Source organism: Phyllobacterium sp. 0TCS1.6A, from assembly GCF_026420825.1.
Lineage (GTDB): Bacteria > Pseudomonadota > Alphaproteobacteria > Rhizobiales > Rhizobiaceae > Phyllobacterium.
Map to the genome: position 1 here is coordinate 87,274 of NZ_JAPMAB010000003.1, position 19,835 is coordinate 107,108.

A 19,835-nucleotide genomic window follows, 5' to 3' on the forward strand; every position below is an offset into this window, starting at 1 on the left:
TGGTGGCGATATACGCTTGCCACCCCCGGTCGCTACACCATCCTGGACAATTCGGTACTGATCAGTTTCGCCGTCTCACGCACCAGCCTTCCGCAGAGCTCGTGGCGCTGCTCGTCGTACCGATATACGGGCATACTGATGCTTACCGCTCCAATCGGTTCCCGCAGACGATTGAAGATCGGGCTGCCGAAACAGCGGATATCTGGTTCGTTCTCCTCGTCATCGAATGCGAACCCTTGCTCGCGGGTCAACTTCAATTCGTCGAACAGCGCTTCGGGTGTCGTGAACGTCTTGGCGGTATGGCGCTTCAAATCCAGGCCCTTGAGGACTTCCAGCAGGCGCTGGTCCGGCAGGCCGGACAGCCACGCCTTACCCACGGATGTGGAGTGAAGCTCGACCTGGCCACCGATACTGGTTTTCATCTGGACCCTGTTGGAGCCTACCAACTTGTCTATGTAGACCATCCTGTTGTTACTGGGCACAGCCAGGTGCACGGCCTCATCCGTTGCGTCGCGGAGCGATACCAGAAAATCCCTTGCGATCGTCCGCAAGTCGGAATCCTCCCAGGTCTTGGCAGCAAGCTGGAGGAGGCGCGGCCCCAGGTGAAACGTTCCGCCATCTCCCGACTGGATGATCAGCCCCTCCGCCATGAGCGCCGAAACGAGGCGGTAGACCGTCCCCCGGGGGAATCGCGCGCGCTTTGTCAGCTGGGCGATGTCCAGTGTTCCGGGGGCATCCGCGATGGTCTGCAGCACGGTCATGAACTTCGAGAACGAAGCCGCTCCCTGCACGTGAGTAGGGGTACTCGCATCGGTTTCGTCCTGACTGTCACTGCGGCTCATGCGCATCTCCTTGCAAGCTTGACAACGGAACATCGTGATACTACACAATATTGGACAAGGTGTCCATATTGTAGTCAACGTTCCTGATTTCGTTTCTAGCCGTGTGATCGAGGAGGATCAACGGCAAACTCGTGTACCGAAAGTGAACGTATCGGACCGTCTGTACCTTCTGCAAGTGGGCGCGGGAGTTTCTGTAGGGAGAGAGAGCAAATGTCCAAAAAAGGGTACTGGGTTGCAATGGTCGATATTGCAGACCAAGAAGGGTACAAGGAATACATTGCCTTGAACAAGGCAGCGTTCGACAAGTATGGGGCGTCCTTTGTCGTTCGTGCGGGAACGAGCCAGGTTATGGAGGGCCCGCACGCGAACCGTCTAGCGGTAATCGAGTTCAAGGACTACGAGACCGCTCTCGCCTGCTACAACTCTCCCGAGTATCAGACGGCGATCAAGGCCCGCGAGAAGCATGCCAAGGCACATCTGGCCGTGGTCGAAGGTGTCTGACCACGGAAGCTCGCCAGACCTCCTGTCTGATGGAGGGATCGTTGCATTACCCCTTGCGCTGTTCGACCGGATGAGCAGGACAGGCCATCATCACGCGATTGGGTATTTATGCCCGGCCAGCATGCTGGAGGCCCCCCGCTCACGGTCTGCGAATTCTCGTCAGTGTGCCGCGAGGATCGATGTATGCGCGCACAACTTTTTCGGGAGCAGTTATGACCACACCGTTACAGTGGCTTTTCAAGGTTTTTGACGTCTTCGTAGTCGTCGGCATGGCCGTCATAAGCATCTTAATCTTCACCAATGTCGTGCTACGGTACGGCTTCAGTTCAGGCATTCCGTTTGCTGTTGAAGTCTCCCGTGTGGTCCTCGTCTGGGTCATCTTTATGGGATCAGTGGTGGCGTTGGCCAAGGGAGCGCATCTCGGCGTCGAGTCGTTGGTCGTCCGGTTGCCTCAAAGGGCGCGCTTCGCCTGCTTTCTCGTTTCATACGGCCTGATGCTCTGGTGCTGCTGGCTCATGGCAAAGGGCAGCTTGTCACTCACCATCATCGAGTGGGGCAACGTCGCTGCACTGTCGGGAATTCCCGTCGGACTCACGTTCGCCGCAGGGCTCGTCGCCGCCGTCTTGATGGCTGCGATTCTTCTACTTGATCTGTGGCGCGCGCTGCGCGGCATCCTGCCCGCCCCATGGTCGGGAGCAGAGTCTGCTGCGTCTCAACTGGAGGTGTCCCTCGCGCAAATTTCGGAGAAAACCCCGTGACCAGCTTGGTATTCATCGGTTCCCTCCTCGGTGCGATGGCCATCGGGGTTCCTATCGCTTTCTCCCTTATGCTGTCGGCGGTCGCCATGATGATGCTGATGGGAAATCTGGATGCGCAGATTTTGGCACAACGTCTGGTCAATGGCGCGGACAGCTATCCGCTGATGGCGATCCCATTCTTTCTCCTTGCCGGCGAACTCATGAACGCTGGCGGCCTCTCCCGCCGTATCGTGAACGTCGCCTTGGCGCTCGTAGGTCACATACGTGGCGGCCTCGGTTACGTGGTCATCGGCACGGGCCTAGTGCTTGCCAGCGTTTCCGGATCCGCAATCGCGGATACAGCGACGCTGGCCGTCATGCTGGTCCCCCTTATGCGGGACGGGGGATACCATATGGGTCGAGCCTCGGGCTTGATGGCGGCGACAGGCATTATCGCCCCTATTATCCCGCCTTCTGTCGGATTCATCATCCTGGGCGTTACCGCCAACATTTCCATCGCCGGCCTATTCTTCGCCGGAATCGTGCCAGGGCTCATGATGGGGCTGAGCCTCATGGTGGTCTGGTGGTTCCTCTCCAACAAGGAAACAGCGACGGTTCGGCTCAAACTGCCGCGCAGGGATCTCCCGAAAACCATCATGACCGCCGGTTGGGCATTGATGATGCCGGTGATTATCCTGGCCGGACTGCGGTTCGGCATCTTCACTCCCACGGAGGCCGGCGTCGTTGCCGCCGCCTATGCACTGTTCGTGGGGCTCTTTGTCTATCGGGAGCTGACACCGCGGCTGCTCTATGACGCACTGCTCGCCGCCGGTCGCTTGACAGCAGTGATTATGCTGCTGGTGGCAGCCTCCATGATCACCGGCTTCATGCTGACGATTTCCAATCTGCCCGCCCAGCTTGTCAGTCTCCTCGGTCCGTTCATCGACTCGCCGATCCTGCTGATGGGTATGATCGTTCTGGCAGTCTTCGTGGTCGGCACGGCGCTCGATTTCGCACCCTGCATCACCATTCTGGTGCCCATCCTCATACCGCTCGTCAATGCGGCCGGGATCGACCCGGTTTATTTCGGGGTCCTCTTCATGATGGTCAACGCGGTCGGCCTGATCACGCCCCCTGTCGGGACGGTGCTCAACACAGTGTGCGGAGTCAGCGGAGTTTCAATGGAGGCGGCTACGAAGGGTGCCATGCCTTACCTCGTGACCCAGATGATCCTCATTTTGCTGCTGATTCTGTTCCCGGCATTGGTGACAGTGCCAGCGTCCTGGTTGCATTGAGGATCGGGGCGTCGTGGAGCTGGACGGGACATTCGACGACGGCTTTTCCGCTCATGCAACACGGGGCCTCGACGGGGACGGCGGCGGGACCCTGACGCGGAAGGAGTTGCAGCCGCGGGCGCAGGTCAATGTCGAATTGCTGCACAAGTCCGCGTCCTTCTCCTACCTCGATCTGACCGGCGTCGACGAGGTTTGCGGTGCCCAAGCGGAAGCAGAAAGCATGCTTCGCGAATTGCGAGCGCTTCATAGAACGGAACTTTTTTGAGGCGCCAGACGCGAAGCTGGGGTGGGGGGTATAGGTGAGGGTAGGTCGGCAAGGCGGCGCTTCAAATGGCTACCTCGTGTGGATTCGCAGCGGCGTGGCGGCATGCGCCTTGGCGTTAGTGACCTCATGCACCTCCACGAGTGATTATCTTGGAGAGACTGCCGCGCGGCCAGACCTCCTGGACAAGGTCGCTAACGCAGATTTGAGTGCCCGCAAGCCTTCCGGCGGTGGTTTTCTGTCGAAGCTCGGCCTGGGCCGTGCGCAGAACAACCGACAGGGTGAAGTTTACTATGGCTACGCACAGCAACTGACTGCCGGCGAGCGCAAGTCGCTCGAGCGGTTGAGCGGCGGCGAGTTCGAGGTCAATCTCGACGAAGCCGAGATCAAGGTGGCCGCGCGAACCGTTCTCGGTGAAGTGCTCGGCATCAGCTATACCATTGATCCAAGGGTAGCCGGGCGCGTCTCGATCACGACGTCGAAGCCTATGCCGGCCCCGGAAATCCTCACCATGTTCGAGTCCGCGCTGCGCAGCAACGGCGTGGCCATGGTGCGCGAAAGCGACCGTTTGCGGTTGATGCCTGCGAACGAAGCACTCGGAGCAGCTGAGCTCGATCGGGGCACCACCATCCAGCCCGGCTATGGCGCAACGGTCCTGCCACTGAAGCACGTTGCCGCCAGCACGATCCTTCCGCTGCTCGAGAACTTCGTCGCCCGTGCAGGCATGGTGCGCGAGGATCCGGGCGGCAACGCGCTGATCTTCCAGGGGACGGCGACGGAGCGGACTGCGGCGATCGAGGCAGCACGGTCCTTCGATCAGGATTGGATGGCGGACCAGTCGGTCGGTATTTTCCCCGTCAACAATTCGAGCGCGGAGGCGATGATGCCCGAGCTGAACCGCGTGCTCGACATCGGGGAGGGCGGTCGCGGCCGCAACACGATCAGGGTCCAGGTGATCGAGCGCAGCAACGCGATTCTGGTGGTGGCGAAGACGCGCAACCAGTTGCAGCGCGCAGCGAGCTGGATCAAGCGGCTCGACCGGCTCGACGCGGCTGCCGCCAATTTGCGCGTGTACAAGGTCCAGCACCTGCAGGCACGGCGCCTTGCATCGATGGTCAACGAGATATTCAACGGCGGCTCGGCATCGTCGGCTTCGGAAGATCCGGCCTCGCAGTTTCCGCCCGGCTCGCAGTTTTCGCTTGGCTCACAGGCCGACGGCCAGAATCAGGGAGCAACCGGTTCGCAGCCGGCCGTTGCGACGCCGGATCAGCGCATGGCGGATGAACTGCCGAACACAGGCGGCGAAACGCCGGCTCCGGCGGCGGGCAACACGAACTCGTCCCAGGGCGGCGTGCACATCACTGCGAACCCGGAGAACAATACCATTCTCGTCTATGCGAGGCCGGACCAGCAGCGGCTCATCGAACAGGCCCTCGTCGCGCTCGACCGCCCGCAGGAGCAGGTTGCCATCGAGGCGACGATCGCCGAGGTGACCCTGACCAACGAGTTGCGCTATGGCGTGCAGTTCTTCCTGAAATCCAACGATCTCGGCCTGGGCGGCGACAAGGGCTCGGGGGGCTTGGTCAAGGAAGCAGGCAAGGCTGTGCTGTCCAGGACTCTCCCGGGCTTCAACCTGCTGCTCGGCCCCGAAACCGAGCCGCGCGTCGTCATCGACGCCCTGCGCGGCGTTGCCGAAGTCAAGGTGCTTTCCTCGCCCTCGGTGGTGGTGCTCGACAACAAGCCGGCCGTACTACAGGTCGGTGACGAGATCCCTATCGTCACACGCACGGCGCAATCCGTGACCGACCCGGAGGCGCCGGTCGTCAACAATGTCGAGTTCCGCAATACCGGCGTCATCCTGAACGTTCTGCCGCGCATCACGGGCAACGGCACGATCAACCTGGTCATTCAGCAGGAGATCAGCTCCGTGCAGCGAAGCCAGGCGCAGTCGCTGACGCCGACCATATCGCAACGAAAGGTCAGCTCGACCGTATCGGTCACAAGCGGGCAGACCGTTATGCTCGGCGGCCTGATCAACGAGCGCCAGCAGCGCGGCCGCGACGGTGTGCCAGTGCTCGGCGACCTTCCGCTGATCGGCGACGCATTCCGATCCAACCAGAATTCCGCGACTCGCACCGAACTCATCATCCTGATCCGCACGCAGGTCATCCGCGACAGCCTGGATGCGCAACATGTGGCTGAGCAGATGCGGTCGGAGTTGCGGCTGATGAACGAGCCGTCCAAGAACATGTCGCTACGGCGGCCAGCCAAGACAATGATCGAATGAAGATATTCGTGGCGCGGCCGCGGGCCATCGCAATCGTGGCGTCCGTCGTCGCCGCAGTGACATTCCCGCCAATCGTCGGGGGAACCACATATATGTTGGCGGCTTGGGCCGTGCTGTGCCTGCTGGCGGCGGCGATCACCGTTCATGACCTGGCGACGATGCTCATTCCCGACCACTACACGCTGGGCATCCCCCTTGTCGGGTTTGCCGAGTGGCTTGCCGCGTCGGGAGACCCCGAAGCGCTCACCGTTCGGGCCGAAGGCGCTCTGATGCTGGGAGGGGCGCTGTGGCTGTTCGGTATGCTTTACGAGCGCCTGCGCGGGCAGACCGGGCTCGGGATGGGCGATATCAAGCTGCTTGGGGCATCGGCACTGCTCGTCGGGATTTCCGGGACCGGCGTTCAGATCATGCTTGCCGCATCGGCCGCGCTGATTTTCATCGCGCTGCGGGCGATGCGCTTGCGCAGACCGTTGCGGGCCGCTGCGAAGATTCCATTCGGAACGTTCCTCGCGCCGGCCCTGGTGATCGTGTGGGCGTGGCTGCCCATCGTATGGTGACCACATTGTTTGAGCCGGGGAGGGCCTTGCGGCAGTGGGCGTGAACTCGTCAACGAGCCGGCGGGGTACAATCCTCGTCAGCGTCCTGTGGATTTTGATTTTCTTGGGATTCCTTGCTGTTGTCCTTCGCGTGCAGATGAGCGGGGTCGTCGCCAGTGTGCGCATCACGGAAGACAAGGCATCGGCGCGCATTCTGGCGGAAGCCGGGCTGTCGCAGGCAGCCGCCGAGATCCGCGCGGGCCCGCCCGACGGCGTGCGCACGTTGAACGATCTGATATCTTCCACGATCACCCTGCCGGCGGGGATCGCATCCATCTCCGTGAGAAATGAGGCGTTGCGGATCGATCTCAACACCGCCGAGCGGCCGCTCATCGTTGGCGCGTTGCGAGCAGCGGGCGCCGCTCCCGGAATCGCGGACGATCTGGCGACAAGGATCATCGGCCGCCGCGCCGGGCCGACACCGCAGAACGGACAGCCGGCCGGTTCCGCTCAGCAGGCCGGAAACGACACAAAGTTGTTTCAGACGGTCTCCGAGCTCGCCGCCTTCCCGGGAATGACACCCGCCATCGCCATCGGCATCGAACCCTATGTCACCGTTTCCTCCGGCTTGCCCGGCGTTCGCCTGGAAGCGCTCGATGACGGCCTGCTGGGCGACATTCCCGGCCTGCCGCCGTCGGCGCTAAAGGCGATCAAGGATTTCCACGCCGGCCGCCTGTCGCGCGACCAACTCGACCAGTCGCTGGCGGGGGTGACCTTCAACACGTCGGCGCAGGCACCGAGCTGGCGCGTCGAGCTCAAGACGACCCTGCAGTCGGGCTACAGCGAATCTTTCGAGGCATTGATACTTGTATCGAACGTGGACGAGGCACCCTACAGAGTGCTTGACTGGCGTCGCGCGGCAATCGAGCTGGAATGAAATGCTCGCGCGGTGCCGGCGGTCGGGCATCCCGGCTTCAGTGCCGGGTAAACCCGGCACTTCTCTGTGAGATTTCCCGATCGCAGGAGCATCAGAGCCCCCCAGCCACCGTGATCAAGGTTCCTGTCATGAAGCCGGAGCCAGGAGATGCGAGCATCAGGGCGGCGCGCGCGATGTCCTCGGGCTCCGCGATGCGTCCCATGGGCGTTGCCGCGGCAATCCTGGCTGGGCGGTCGGGATTTCCGCCTTGCGTGTGTATCCGCGTGTTGGTGGTCCCGACACGGATGGCGTTGACGCGGATGCCCTCGGGTGCCAGCTCCTTGCCAGCGCCGAAGGTGATGGATTCCACTGCCCCTTTAGTGGCAGCGTAGTGGACATATTCGTTGGGGCTGCCGAGGAAGGCGGCCAGCGACGACATGTTCACGATCGTCCCGCCTTGGCCGCCCCGGCGAGTGGACATGCGCTTCACGGCCTCCTGTATACAGTACATGACGCCGAAGACGTTTATCCTGAAAGCGGATTCCAGCACCGCAGGCTGGAGTTCCTCTATCCTGCCGGCTTTGCCAATGATCCCGGCATTGTTGACCAGGCAGGTCACTCGCCCAAGTTTTTCGTCGCAGGCGCCGAACAGCGCATGGATATCCTCCTTCTTGCCCACGTCTCCCTGCACGGCGATGGCGCGGGCGCCAGTGGCCTCGCACGCCTCGACGACTTTGGACGCTGCGGCGGTGTCCGAAAGATAGTTTATGCAAACATCATAGCCTTCGGCGGCGAATAGCCGAGCCGTTGCGGCGCCGATGCCGTGGCTCGCACCCGTCACGATTACAATAGGTCTCACGGAATCAACTCCTCGATTTTGCCTACGAACGTTCTCGGCTCAGAAAACGGCCTCGAGGATCGCGGCGTAGTCTTCCTTGGTCAGAGGACGTGGATTGGTGGGGTGAGAGTGGTCTGCGATGGCTCGCTCACACACCCAATCGATGACGTGGCGGGGCACCCCAAGTTCGGACAATCTGGGTGTGATGCCCAATCGACTGTTCAACTCGTCCAGTGCGTCTGCGAGGGTTTCTCCTTCAAGTCCAGCCAGGCTTTCGAGGTAGTTGACCTTCCTGGCAACTGCTTCAACTTCCACGTTCCACCGAAGGACCGTCGGCATCAAGATGGCGTTGAGCGTCCCGTGATGAAGCTTCGCCTCCTTGAGACCGCCCAATGCATGGCTAAGCGCATGGACGGCTCCAAGCCCCTTCTGAAACGTCATGCCCCCCTCGAGGGCGCCCATCATGAGTTCGGCCCGCGCCTCCGCGTTTGCTCCATCCGCGTAGGCAACAGGCAAGGCCTTCCAGATGCGTTTGAAGCCGTCGGTGGCAATTGCCTCTGCAGGCGGATTGTAGCGGGGGGAAAGGTAGGTCTCGATACAATGTGACAGTGCGTCGAGCCCTGTCGATGCCGTCAGAGCCGGGGGAAGCCCCATTGTCAAACCCGGGTCACAGATCGCCCTGCGCGGGATGAGGTGCGGGCTGATGAATCCGAGCTTCCGGCCGTCGTCCAGTGTGATCAGTGCCGCGCGCCCGACTTCCGATCCAGTCCCCGCCGTTGTCGGAATTGCCACGAGCGGCGCTACCGCCGCCGTGATACGCGCCACCCCGCCCAATATCGCTGCATAATGCTCAAGTTCACCATCGTGCGTGGCGAGCAGCGCCACGCCCTTGGCCAGGTCGATCGGTGAGCCGCCGCCAATGGCCACTACCCCATCGCAGTTACCTTGCCTGTACAGCGCGAGACCAGCAGCAACTGCGCTCTCGGTTGGGTTGGAGGGAACGTCCAGGAACACCGGCGCCGTTTTCAGGAACTCGAAAACCGGGCGTTCAAGCAGACCAGCAGATTTGATGCCGTGATCGCTGATCACCAAAGGGCGCGATACGCTGAGTTCGCGCAACGTCTCTGCCAGTGACTCGGCTGCTCCAAGCCCGAAGTTGATGCTTGTAAGGTAGTTTATATTATTCAAACTGCTACACTCCTTGGATATTCCGCCCTCATACATCGCCGCAGCCACCGTCCACGCGGTACAGTTGGTGCAGCCGGCGGATACGAACACGCGACCATCGTAGAACCACATCGTTCATCATGTGGACATATTGCCCACAGACTAGGCAGAACTCTGCAATTGTCAAGCTCTGCTTCGTGTTGGCCGACGTGCTCCCTGTCTTGACAAAAAGGGTACAGAGCTTTACCGATTTGTAGACAGATTGACCACTATATGGACATTTGATGGCGGACCGAGAGGGCAACCGTCGATCATCTCGGGAATGGAGCCGTCATCAAGTCTGCCGTTCACGATCAAAACATTGCGCAAGGCCTTCCACGCGACAATCACCGATGCCTGTAGCAATTGGCGTCGGCGCACCCCCGAACCGAAAGGAAAACCGTTGTCGAAACCCGCCGCCACCGTGTTGATACCAGGCTGGATGCACGAGCATGCCCGGCGCATGCTCGGAACGCATTTCACGCTGGTCGAAACCCCTGACTGTGACATTCATGCCGATCTGTCCCCGGAAGTACGGGCTTCAATTCGCGGCGTGGCCTGTCGCACCAGAATCGATCGGCAGTTCATCGACGCCCTTCCCAACCTGGAGATTATCGCCAGCTACGGCGTCGGTTACGACGCGGTAGATGCTGCCTACGCACGCAGCAAGAATATCGTCGTCACGAACACCCCTGATGTCCTGAACGAGGAGGTCGCCGATCTCACCCTGGGGCTCCTTATCAGCGTCGTGCGCGAGATACCCAAGGCGGCAGCGTTCGTCCGCGAGGGCCGGTGGAAAGCATCGGAGTACCCGCTCAGCCGTCTGACGCTGCGGCGCCGGAGGGTCGGTATCTATGGAATGGGGCGAATCGGCCGCTGCATCGCCCGACGAATTGAAGCATTTGGGCTTCCTATTGCCTATCACAGCCGGCGCCGGGCGGACGGAGTCGCGTACGACTACTTTCCTTCACTTCTGGAACTTGCCAGTGCCGTCGACGTGCTCATCTCCATCGTACCGGGGGATCCATCGACCGCAAACAGCGTGAACGCGGAGGTGCTGTCCGCCCTCGGGCCCGAGGGCGTGTTCATCAATGTGGGCCGCGGAACCGTCGTGGACGAGGATGCGCTGATCAGCGCCCTGCGCACAGGAACCATTGCGGCTGCCGGCCTCGACGTGCTCGCGGATGAACCCAATGTCTCCGACGAGCTGCTGGCGCTCGATAACCTGACAATCCTGCCACATATAGGGTCCGCGTCGGTCAGTACGCGCACCGCAATGGCGGACCTCGTGGCACAGAACGTGATCGCCTGGTTCCAGAGTGGAGCGCCGATCACGCCCGTACCCTAGACCGCGTCCGTTCGGCTATCGATGCTTCCTACACCTTCAATTGAAGTTAGCAGCTACGACGTTCAATCCAATCGGCAAGCATCTGATCGGTGGGCTCCGAAGTGCGGAGATGAAGCGTTGACAATCCGCTAATAGTCTGCCCATTATTCTATGTTGGACAAAATGTCCACTATGTGGAACTTCTGAATTGGTCGATGCCTGGGGGAGTTGGGTCAGTTTCACGATCTCCATCGATCAAGCAGATAGAGGAGGAGTGACTGTCATGAATTTACGGAAAGGCGGACTGGCCCTCGTGGCCGCGCTGGCCATCGGGGGGGTAACGGTTACCGGTGCTCTTGCACAGAGTGTGTTTACTTGGACGCCAAAGCCGGTAGCGCTGGCGCCATACAAGCACCCGAACAAGCCGCGGACGACGATTGCCGACGTACGCGCTAGAATCCCCCGCCCGAAACAGACCAAGACCTGGCACGAGCAGGTCGTCAGCGACAAGCACCTGCAGGCTTCATGGGTGCAAATGGCGGTCGGTGATCAGTCGCCGGCCATGTTCATATCGGACACCCGCGCGGCCTTCATTGTCTGGGAGGGTTCGATCGAGTTCACGGTCGGGAGCCAGGCGCCGTTTACCGCGACCAAGGGCTCTATGGTTCAGGTTCCCGCGCGCACGCAGTTCCAGATGAAGAACGTGGGCCCGGTGCCGTCCCTGCATTTCGAGGTTTTCACCGCGGACGCCAAAATCACTTACCCGCAGGCGGCGGCAACCTTGCCGAAGCCGCAGAAGGGAATGACCTGGGCGTTGACCCGGCAGGATCCGGGCGAAGAAGCCCTTGGGACGGGCAATGTGACTACGAGGAATTTCACGACCGACCCGGCTGCGTTCCAATTCGTAGTCGCTCCCGGCTTGTTCCTCAACGCGATCCGCGGCAGCGCGCGCGACTGCAACATGCAGCCACCAACGGCGCTCGGACACCGGCACATCAACTATGGCGAATTCTGGTTCATCATGGAGGGCCAGATTCAATACAACATCGAGGGCTTGCCTGGCTTCGTCTCGGAAGCTGGCGATATCGTCTATGTCCCGGCCGGCCGCTGGCATTCGGCAGCGAACTATTGTCCGGGATTCGACACGCGGATTGCCATCAATCCCTTTCCGACCGGTACGCACAACTGGCCGCCGACTGCCAGCCAGCCCAACCCCCCGATGCCCCCGCTCTCGGGCAGGGGATGGCTGGATTGATCGTGCCGTTGGCTTGACCTGACTTTGGCGCCGGCGGTGTGGTTCGGGGATCGCATACGTCGGCGCCGTAGCAGAGCAGCGTACCCGCCGCTTCAGGAACCTGGGATGCAATATCGTTACTCTTGGCCGAACGGGCCATTGTCGTGACGCCGGTCCTGTTCCTGAGTGGTGGCAGTTTTCGCATTCTGGTTCCTGTGAACCAATTCTTGGGAGGTTGAATTATGAAGAAAATACTGTTTCTGACGGCGGCGCTGCTGGGAAGCCTTCTGGCTGCAGCTCCCGCATTGGCCCAGAATCCGCGCCTGGGCTACGTCCCCACGGAAGATCATCCGGTGGGACAGGCCTCGCGCCATTTTGCGAAGCTGGTGGAAGAGAAAACCGGTGGTCGCATCAAGATCGATACGTTCGGCAACGGCGTGCTCGGCAGCGAGCCCGAAATGCAATCGTCGGTTCAGGCCGGTTTCATCGACATCATGGTCGGCCCGACTCCCAATCTGGTCGGCGTCGTTCCGCAATTCATGCTCTTCGACCTTCCGTTCTTCTTCAAGGACTTCGCGGCGGCCGATGCCGTTATGGACGGCGCGGTCGGCGAGCAGCTGTTTGCACAGCTGAAGGAAAAGACCGGCATTGTCGGGCTGGCATGGTGGGACAACGGCTTCCGCCACCTGACCAATGCAGTTCGCCCCGTCAACACGGTGGAGGATATGGCCGGGCTCAATATCCGGGTCATCCCCAACCCGTTGTTCATTGCGACCTGGTCGGCTCTGGGGACCAATCCGACGCCGCTTCCCTGGCCTGAGCTCTACAGTGCCCTCGAAAATCGCGCAGTCGACGGTCAGGAGACGCCGTACGCTCTGATCAGTACCGCAAGATTCTATGAGGTGCAGGGCCATCTGGCAAAGACGGGCCATGTCTATACCCCGTTCGTTCTGCTCGCGAGCCAGAAGTGGTTTGGAAGCCTCTCCGAGGAAGACAAGGCAATCGTCATGGAAGCCGCGAAGGAATCGGCAACCTTCCAGCGGCAACTTTCTCGCAAGGCCGCAGAGGATCTGGAGGGGGAACTCGAAGCGAAGGGCTTCAAGATCACCCGCCCGACGCCTGAAGCGCTTGCAGCCATGAGCGAGCGCGTTGCGCCTGTCGTGAAGGAATACAGCGATAAGATCGGCGTCGATCTGGTCGAGCAGGCGCGATCGGCTATGGGTGCCAAGTAACATCCACCTCCGTGGCGCCGGGGCTCGGTTCACCTGCTCCGGCGTCAATCTGCAGAAGCATAATGCGTCTGGTCCGGGTTGAAGTGCAGCCAGATGGTGGACGCAGCAATACCGAACCAATAGGGTTGCAATCGCTGTGACACGATTATCGACCTGGTTATTGTGATGATTCTTGAGAGCTACGTCCGCGTCTTTGTCGATCCTGACGCTATCGACCGCACGATCGATTTTTATCGTTCGCTGCTATCGGGCGAGGTCAGCCTGCGCTTCACCGACCCCGGAACTGAGCTGGAACTGGCGGCAGTCACTTCAAAGACGCTGTCCGTGCTGATCGTCGCTGGGCTACCCGATCGACGTGCGCCATTTGAGGCGACGCGGTTGACGATCAAGGTTGACCGACTGGAGACGGCAATCGCCATTCTGCTGAACAATGGCGGCCAGCAACTCGAGCCGGTCCAAAAGACGCCCGTGGGGCGCAAAACGCGCTTCAAGCATGCCGATGGGACCATTGTGGAATACGTCGATCATGACGCATCCCTTCCGTGATTGAAGGACAGGATTTACCGCGTGCGCTCAGGCAGCAATACACCGGAACTGACGGCACAACCGCGTCAGCGGCAAGCCACCTTCGTCCCGACCGAATTTTGCAATCCATCCAGCAGGTTTGGCTTCCAGTTTCGCTGGAGGCGTTACCATTTATGGCTGAAGGATGCGATGACCGAACGACCTTCACCGTAGAAACAACCGAAGTTGCAGCTTGCAACGTAGCGTTCATCCGCGATGTTGTGGACATTGATCGCGGCAGTGAAGTTGTTCTTCTCGTATCGCAGACCTGCGTCGAACAGGGTGACGGAAGGCAGGGAGATAGCGTTGGCGTTCTCGCCATACCGCGAGCCGATATAGCGGACGCCACCGCCGACCGAGAAACCGGCCAGTGCGGTGCTTTCCGCAAAGGTGTAGTCAAGCCACAGAGAGGCTGCATGGCGCGGAATATTGGCGGGCCGGTTGCCGGTCGTGGACGTGGCCGTCATATCGCCTTGGGTGATCTCGGCATCGGTGTAGGTGTAGTTCGCCAGAAGATCCAGCCCTTCAGCAAGGCTCGCAACGCCTTCGATTTCGAAGCCGCGCGAACGCACTTCGCCTATCTGTGTCGTTACCGCACCTGGGAAGCCAGCCCTGATTTCCTCAGAGGCAATGTTGGTCTTGGTGAGGTTGTAGACGCTAGCAGTGATGAAACTCTTCTTGCCGGCAGGCTGGTACTTGATTCCGGCCTCGATCTGCTCGCCTTCGGTGGGTTGCAGGAGATCGCCGGTGATGTCATTCGTGCCAGCTTGAGGAGCGAACGAGGTGGAATAGCTGACAAAGGGTGCAAGCCCGTTGTCGAACAGGTAGACGGCGCCCGCCCGCCCAGTGAGAGCATGGTCCCTTTGGGTTGTTCCGCTTTCGTGATTGCGCGTCTCAGCCCAGTCCTGGCGCAAGCCGAGCATGAACGAAAGTCGGTCGATCTTAATTTGGTCCTGAACATAAAGACCGGTCTGCATCAGGCGTACGTCGCTTATGCTGGCCCGGGCAGGATCATAGGTGATCGGCGTGCCATAGACTGGATTGAAAAGGTCGATCGTCGTGCGGCTGCCGGTAAAATTAGACGAGCGCCACTGGTTGGTGTTGCGATAGTCGATCCCGAAAACCGCTTTGTGCTCCAATAGACCAGTTTCGAATTGAGCTTCCAGTTGATTGTCGATGCCAAAGCTGTCGAGTTCCTCCGACTGAACGCTTGCACCGCGCGTAACTGTGCGCAGGTCTGCAGGATTCAGCCTGTTGAAGTACAGGCCGTTGAAGTCTGCGTCGAAAGACAGATATTGCGCATTCTGGCGAAATTCGAAGACTTCGTCGAACCGATGGCGAAACTCGTAGCCCAGTGTCCAGAGAGTGCTTTCGTTATCGTTGAAATCGGGCTCCCCAAGGTAACGGTTGATCGGAACAGTTCCGTGGGGATTGAAGTCCAGGGTGCCGGCCTGCGGCAGACCGACCTGCGAGGTTCCCGTGTCGCGCTGGAAGCTACCAAGAATGGTGAGGGCGGTGTCGTCAGTTGGCGCCCAGGTCACTGACGGCGCAATATGGAAGCGGTCGTCCGTGATGAAATCCTGGTCACCGTCGGCAAGCCGCCCGAGAGAGTTCAAGCGCCAGGCCAAATCCTCACCGAACGTGCCACCCGCATCCACTTTGCCGACATATCGACTGTCGGTCCCGATCTCGCCGCCCACTTCGACGAAATCCGTGAATGTCGGCCGCTTGGAGATCAGATTGATCATGCCGCCCGGCTCACCCTGGCCGTACAGCACGGAAGAAGGTCCACGCAGGACTTCGATGCGCTCGAGGCTGTAAGGTTCGAAGGCCAGCGCGCCGAAATCGCGGATAAAGCGGAACGAGTTGAGGTAGACGCTGTCTTTGGCCTCGAAGCCGCGGATCAGCGGATTGAAATAACGTACGTCATTTCCGAAGGGCTCTGCAATGACACCAGCCGAATAGCCCAGGGCCTGTCCAAGCGTCTGGACGTTGCGATCATCAAGCTGGTCGCGAGTGATGATGGAGATCGACTGCGGGATCTCGATGATCGGCGTCGTGGTCTTGGAGCCGGTGGTTGTGCCAGTGGCCACGTAACCGTCCACCGGGCCGCTTCCAACCAGTGCTTCTTCCGCGGCGCTCGCTTCTCTGCCGCTCTGGATAATGATGGGCTCCAGGTTGATCGTGCCGGAAGCAGTGCGGTCGTCCTGAGCGGCGGCGGGAAGTGCCTGATATAGCAGACCGCAAAATGAGAGCGCTATGAGATTGAGTTTCTTTTGATAATGAAAGGACATCAGGCCACCCGTCGGTATTAATGACCGACATGTAGCCAGAAAAACATGAGAACAATAGTTTCCTTTTCAAGCTCTTTCGGTAAATTGCGGGATATGTGGGATTAATGCCACATATGTCTCCCGACGGCCCCTTATTCCCGGCCTCTGCCCGCCGCCGCAGATCGCATGTTATCGAGCAGAACTGCGATCAGGAGAATGAAACCGCGCACGACATACTGGTAGAAGGCCTGGATGTTGAGAAGGTTCATGACGTTTTCGGCAATGCCCATGATCAGCACGCCGACAATAACGCCGGTCATGGCCGCACGTCCTCCGGCCAGTGAAACACCGCCGAGAACGCAGGCGGAAATGACCGAAAGTTCCAGGCCCGTTGCAGCATTCGGTTGTCCAGAGGTGATGCGGGACGCGAGCAGTATGCCGGCGATGCCGCACACGAGACCCTGAAGGGCGAAGATCCATATCCGCATGCGCACGACGTTGACGCCAGCAAGCCGCGAGGCTTCGGGATTGCCGCCGATCGCCAGCGTGTTCTTGCCGAACACCGTGCGATTGAGGATGAAGCCGAAGAGGATGAACAGCAGGATCATGATCCAGATCGGCGTCGGGATGGTGAAGATGCGCGACAAGGCCAGCTGGTAGAAGTTGGGATCATTGATGCCGACGGCGCGGCCTTCGGACGAGATCAGCGCCAGGCCGCGGACGATCTGCATGGTGGCAAGGGTGGTGATCAGCGCGTTGATCCGGAATTTTGCGATCACGACGCCATTGACGAGGCCGACTGCGCTGCCGGCGAGAAGGGCGGCCAGGAGCCCCAGCAGGATCGAGCCGGAGGCGTTGGACACCATGACCGCGATCATGCCCGAAAAGGCGACTGTCGAGCCGACCGATAGATCGAAATCGCGCGACGCCAGGCAGAACATCATGGTGCAGGCGACGATGCCGATCGTGACCACCGATTGCAAGAGGCCGAGCATGTTGCGCTCGGTCAAGAAGTTCGGAACGAAGATCGACACGATCACGAAGGCAATGGCGAAGATCACCACCAGCCCCTGTTCGCCAAGAAGGATTTTTTTCAACGAGTTCATCGATTGCGTTCCTGGATTAGATCGTGTGGGCTGCGTTCTTGTCGGGCAAGGCTGCGGTCAGTATGCTGCGCTCTTCGAAATCAGGGCGTTCGATGTTGGCGGCCACGCGACCCTGGCACATGACCATGATGCGGTCCGATATGCCCATCACCTCCGGCAGTTCGCTGGAGATGACGATGATGGCCATGCCGTCCGCTGCCAACTCGTAGAGGATCTCGTAGATTTCCGACTTGGCGCCGACATCGATGCCGCGGGTAGGTTCGTCGATCACGAGGACCTTGACGCCCTGCTCGGAAAGCCACCGCCCCAGAATGACTTTCTGCTGGTTGCCGCCCGACAGGTTGATGATGTCCTGTTTGCGCGACGGCGTGCGCACCTTCAGCCGGGCGATGAAGCGATCTGCGATCGCAGCTTCCTTCTTTGGGCTCAGTATGCCGAAAGGCGAGAAATGTCTTCTGGAAGAGATGGCGATGTTCTCTTCGATCGAACGGCCCTGCACGATGCCATCGAACTTTCGGTCCTCCGGGCAAAGCACCATGCCGGCATTGATCGCGGCCTTGGGATTGTCGGGTGAAACCGTGACGCCATCGATGGAAACCGTTCCTGTTTGCCGATGATCGGCCCCGTAAAGCAACCGCGCCATTTCGCTTCGACCGGCGCCGATCAGGCCGAAGAAGCCCAGGATTTCCCCTTTGCGGACCGTGAAGCTTATCGGGGTGCGCAGCCTGGCGCCGGAAAGGTTCTTCACCTCGAGCCGCGCCTCGCCGAGAGGGCGCTCCTGCCAACCCCAGATGTTGCTGATCTCGCGTCCGACCATCTCGGTGATGATCTTCTCGCGGGTCGTGTCAGAGATTTTCGGGTGGTGGGCGGCAAGGCGGCCGTCGCGCAGGACGGTCAGGCTGTCACAAAGGCGGAAGATCTCGTCCAACCGGTGCGAGACGTAAAGTATGACCGTTCCCTTGGCCCGCAACCGATCGATCAACCGGAACAGGATTTCGCTTTCGCGCGAGGAAAGAGACGAGGTCGGCTCATCGAGCGCGATCACCCGCGCTTCGAGCATCACCGCCTTGGCGATCTCCACCATCTGGCGGGCGCCGATGGACAGGGTGGATACCTTGGCGGCGGGATCGATGTCGATGCCGATCTCGTCCAGCCTGTTGCGCACGGTCTCGATGAGGGTGCGGCTGTCGATAATGCCGGCCCGGCCCGGAAAACGCCCCAGCCAGAGGTTTTCCGCCACCGTCAACTCCGGCACCAGTTGGAGTTCCTGGTGGATGACGATGACGCCGGCATGGAAGGAATCCCTCACCGAGCGATAATCCTGCTCTTCGCCGTCGATCAAGATGCTGCCGCTGTCGGCGGACTGGTCGCCCGACAGAATGCGGATGAGCGTGGACTTGCCCGCGCCGTTCTCGCCCATCAGTCCATGGACGGCTCCTTTCTCGACCGAGAAAGAGATGTCGGAAAGCGCCTGGACGCCGGGATAGCCCTTGGAGATGGCGCTGAACTGAAGGAACGACATGAATGCCCCGGAGAAGGTGAATAGGCGGTCCCGGCAGCATGAGTCGCCGGGACGAGGTCTTTTCAATGCGGCAGTTTATTGGATGCCGAGCTCTTTGCGCACCTGCTCATAATCGCTCCGCAGCGCCAGTGAGCCGGAGGTCAACGTCAGCATCGGCGGCTCCTTGTCGTTGGCGATCCAATCGTACATGTTGAGCGCCGTCTCGTAACCGTGGCGCTTCGGCGAGATGATGACCGTACCGAAGAAGCCGGTGGCTGTCGGCTTCTTGAACTCGTTGATCGCCGACTCGGCGCCGCCGATCCCGACCCCGATGATGTTTTCGGCATTGATCCCGACGGATTCCGAGGCTCGAACAGCGCCGAGCACGGCTTCGTCGTTGAGGCCGAACGCCACCCAGTGCTTGATGTTCGAATGCTTGTTGAGGACGGTTGTCGCGGCGTTGAGAGCTGCCTCCGTATCGGTCTTGGCCTGCGGCGCGTCGTAGATGTTCTCGGCGGGGAAGCCGGCGGCCTTGAGAACCGAGACGGCTCCTTCGACGCGATCGACAGCAGTCGGAAGCTGATCATAGGAGACGCGGATCGCGCCGACCTCCTTCATGTTCCAGCCGCGCTTCTTGATCTCGTCGGCAATCGCCTGGCCCACGGTCTCGCCGATCTTGGTTGCGGAAATGCCCATGTGAGGGACGTCTTCAAGCGGGCTGCCGTCAGCGCCAACCAGGCGATCGTCGACCGTCATCAACTTGAGGTCATTCGCTGTCGCCTTGGCCACGATACCTGGACCCAATTTGACGTCCGGCACGCAGATGATGAAGCCCTGTGCCCCTTGTGCGCCAAGGTTGTCGATCGCCGACTGGACCTTCTCGCCATCTTCCGCGCCGATCTTGACCAGGGTGAAGCCCTTCTCCTGAGCCGCCTGCTCAGCGAACTTCCACTCGTCCTGGAACCAGGGCTCTTCGGCCTGCTTCACCACGAACCCGATCTTGACATCAGCCGCCCATGCCGCGCTTGCCGACAGGACGACGGCACCAGCCAGCAACAGTGCTTTCAAAGAACGCATAGATATTCTCTCCCTCTTGCCGCGTGCCTCCCCGCGGACCCTCGACAACTATCCATTAAATATCATATCAGTCAATATATATGTATGATTTTTTGCGTGGC

General features: G+C 60.3%; 18 protein-coding genes. 11 read left to right on the forward strand and 7 right to left on the reverse strand.

Annotated features, from left to right (window positions below):
• Positions 1 to 32: 32 nt before the first annotated feature.
• On the reverse strand, positions 33 to 842 hold the full coding sequence (locus OSJ75_RS08585) for an IclR family transcriptional regulator (protein ID WP_250015905.1): 810 nt from the start codon (positions 840 to 842) through the stop codon (positions 33 to 35).
• A 210-nt stretch (positions 843 to 1,052) separates the two neighbouring features.
• Here OSJ75_RS08585 and OSJ75_RS08590 point away from each other — a divergent pair, with 210 nt between their 5' ends.
• The 7 genes from OSJ75_RS08590 to OSJ75_RS08620 all read left to right on the forward strand — a co-directional run bounded on the left by OSJ75_RS08590 (position 1,053) and on the right by OSJ75_RS08620 (position 7,397).
• Positions 1,053 to 1,343 carry a DUF1330 domain-containing protein gene (locus OSJ75_RS08590; RefSeq protein ID WP_250015903.1) on the forward strand — a complete coding sequence of 97 codons (291 nt, stop codon included), beginning with the start codon at positions 1,053 to 1,055 and terminating at the stop codon, positions 1,341 to 1,343.
• Positions 1,344 to 1,555: 212 nt separating this feature from the next.
• Positions 1,556 to 2,101 carry a TRAP transporter small permease gene (locus OSJ75_RS08595; RefSeq protein WP_250015902.1) on the forward strand — a complete coding sequence of 182 codons (546 nt, stop codon included), beginning with the start codon at positions 1,556 to 1,558 and terminating at the stop codon, positions 2,099 to 2,101.
• Positions 2,098 to 3,375, forward strand: a complete 1,278-nt coding sequence (locus OSJ75_RS08600) for a TRAP transporter large permease (RefSeq protein ID WP_267227588.1) — start codon at positions 2,098 to 2,100, stop codon at positions 3,373 to 3,375. The genes OSJ75_RS08595 and OSJ75_RS08600 overlap by 4 nt, the downstream gene beginning before the upstream one ends.
• A gap of 13 nt (positions 3,376 to 3,388) precedes the next feature.
• Complete coding sequence (locus tag OSJ75_RS08605; protein ID WP_267227589.1) at positions 3,389 to 3,640, forward strand: DUF1007 family protein; 252 nt, start codon at positions 3,389 to 3,391, stop codon at positions 3,638 to 3,640.
• A gap of 202 nt (positions 3,641 to 3,842) precedes the next feature.
• On the forward strand, positions 3,843 to 5,924 hold the full coding sequence (gene gspD / locus OSJ75_RS08610) for a type II secretion system secretin GspD (protein ID WP_267227590.1): 2,082 nt from the start codon (positions 3,843 to 3,845) through the stop codon (positions 5,922 to 5,924).
• On the forward strand, positions 5,921 to 6,481 hold the full coding sequence (locus tag OSJ75_RS08615) for a prepilin peptidase (RefSeq protein ID WP_250015898.1): 561 nt from the start codon (positions 5,921 to 5,923) through the stop codon (positions 6,479 to 6,481). The genes gspD and OSJ75_RS08615 overlap by 4 nt, the downstream gene beginning before the upstream one ends.
• Before the next feature lie 103 nt (positions 6,482 to 6,584).
• Positions 6,585 to 7,397, forward strand: a complete 813-nt coding sequence (locus tag OSJ75_RS08620; RefSeq protein WP_267227591.1) for a type II secretion system protein GspK — start codon at positions 6,585 to 6,587, stop codon at positions 7,395 to 7,397.
• A gap of 91 nt (positions 7,398 to 7,488) precedes the next feature.
• Here OSJ75_RS08620 and OSJ75_RS08625 read toward each other — a convergent pair whose 3' ends face one another.
• Together OSJ75_RS08625 and OSJ75_RS08630 are read right to left on the reverse strand one after the other, a co-directional pair.
• Positions 7,489 to 8,235 carry an SDR family oxidoreductase gene (locus tag OSJ75_RS08625; protein WP_267227592.1) on the reverse strand — a complete coding sequence of 249 codons (747 nt, stop codon included), beginning with the start codon at positions 8,233 to 8,235 and terminating at the stop codon, positions 7,489 to 7,491.
• A gap of 39 nt (positions 8,236 to 8,274) precedes the next feature.
• Complete coding sequence (locus OSJ75_RS08630) at positions 8,275 to 9,402, reverse strand: iron-containing alcohol dehydrogenase (RefSeq protein ID WP_267228025.1); 1,128 nt, start codon at positions 9,400 to 9,402, stop codon at positions 8,275 to 8,277.
• Between the two features lie 421 nt (positions 9,403 to 9,823).
• Between OSJ75_RS08630 and OSJ75_RS08635 the strand changes: the two genes are divergently transcribed.
• From OSJ75_RS08635 to OSJ75_RS08650, 4 genes are all read left to right on the forward strand, one after another.
• Entirely contained in the window at positions 9,824 to 10,768 is a 945-nt protein-coding gene (locus tag OSJ75_RS08635) for a 2-hydroxyacid dehydrogenase (protein WP_323748359.1), read from the forward strand.
• Positions 10,769 to 11,030: 262 nt separating this feature from the next.
• Positions 11,031 to 12,002 (forward strand): cupin domain-containing protein, encoded by a 972-nt coding sequence (locus tag OSJ75_RS08640; RefSeq protein ID WP_250015894.1) that lies wholly within the window; start codon positions 11,031 to 11,033, stop codon positions 12,000 to 12,002.
• 221 nt (positions 12,003 to 12,223) lie between these two features.
• Positions 12,224 to 13,213, forward strand: coding sequence for a TRAP transporter substrate-binding protein (locus OSJ75_RS08645; RefSeq protein ID WP_267227593.1), 990 nt, complete (start codon positions 12,224 to 12,226; stop codon positions 13,211 to 13,213).
• A 165-nt stretch (positions 13,214 to 13,378) separates the two neighbouring features.
• Positions 13,379 to 13,759, forward strand: coding sequence for a hypothetical protein (locus tag OSJ75_RS08650; protein WP_267227594.1), 381 nt, complete (start codon positions 13,379 to 13,381; stop codon positions 13,757 to 13,759).
• 143 nt (positions 13,760 to 13,902) lie between these two features.
• On the opposite strand, the gene OSJ75_RS08655 is transcribed toward OSJ75_RS08650, so the two are convergent.
• From OSJ75_RS08655 to OSJ75_RS08670, 4 genes are all read right to left on the reverse strand, one after another.
• Positions 13,903 to 16,071, reverse strand: a complete 2,169-nt coding sequence (locus tag OSJ75_RS08655) for a TonB-dependent siderophore receptor (RefSeq protein ID WP_267227595.1) — start codon at positions 16,069 to 16,071, stop codon at positions 13,903 to 13,905.
• A 131-nt stretch (positions 16,072 to 16,202) separates the two neighbouring features.
• On the reverse strand, positions 16,203 to 17,156 hold the full coding sequence (araH, locus tag OSJ75_RS08660) for an L-arabinose ABC transporter permease AraH (RefSeq protein ID WP_267227596.1): 954 nt from the start codon (positions 17,154 to 17,156) through the stop codon (positions 16,203 to 16,205).
• Positions 17,157 to 17,172: 16 nt separating this feature from the next.
• Positions 17,173 to 18,678, reverse strand: coding sequence for an L-arabinose ABC transporter ATP-binding protein AraG (gene araG, locus OSJ75_RS08665; RefSeq protein ID WP_267227597.1), 1,506 nt, complete (start codon positions 18,676 to 18,678; stop codon positions 17,173 to 17,175).
• A gap of 75 nt (positions 18,679 to 18,753) precedes the next feature.
• Positions 18,754 to 19,734: an arabinose ABC transporter substrate-binding protein gene (locus tag OSJ75_RS08670; RefSeq protein WP_250015886.1), complete on the reverse strand. Its 981-nt coding sequence runs from the start codon at positions 19,732 to 19,734 to the stop codon at positions 18,754 to 18,756.
• Positions 19,735 to 19,835: the final 101 nt, after the last annotated feature.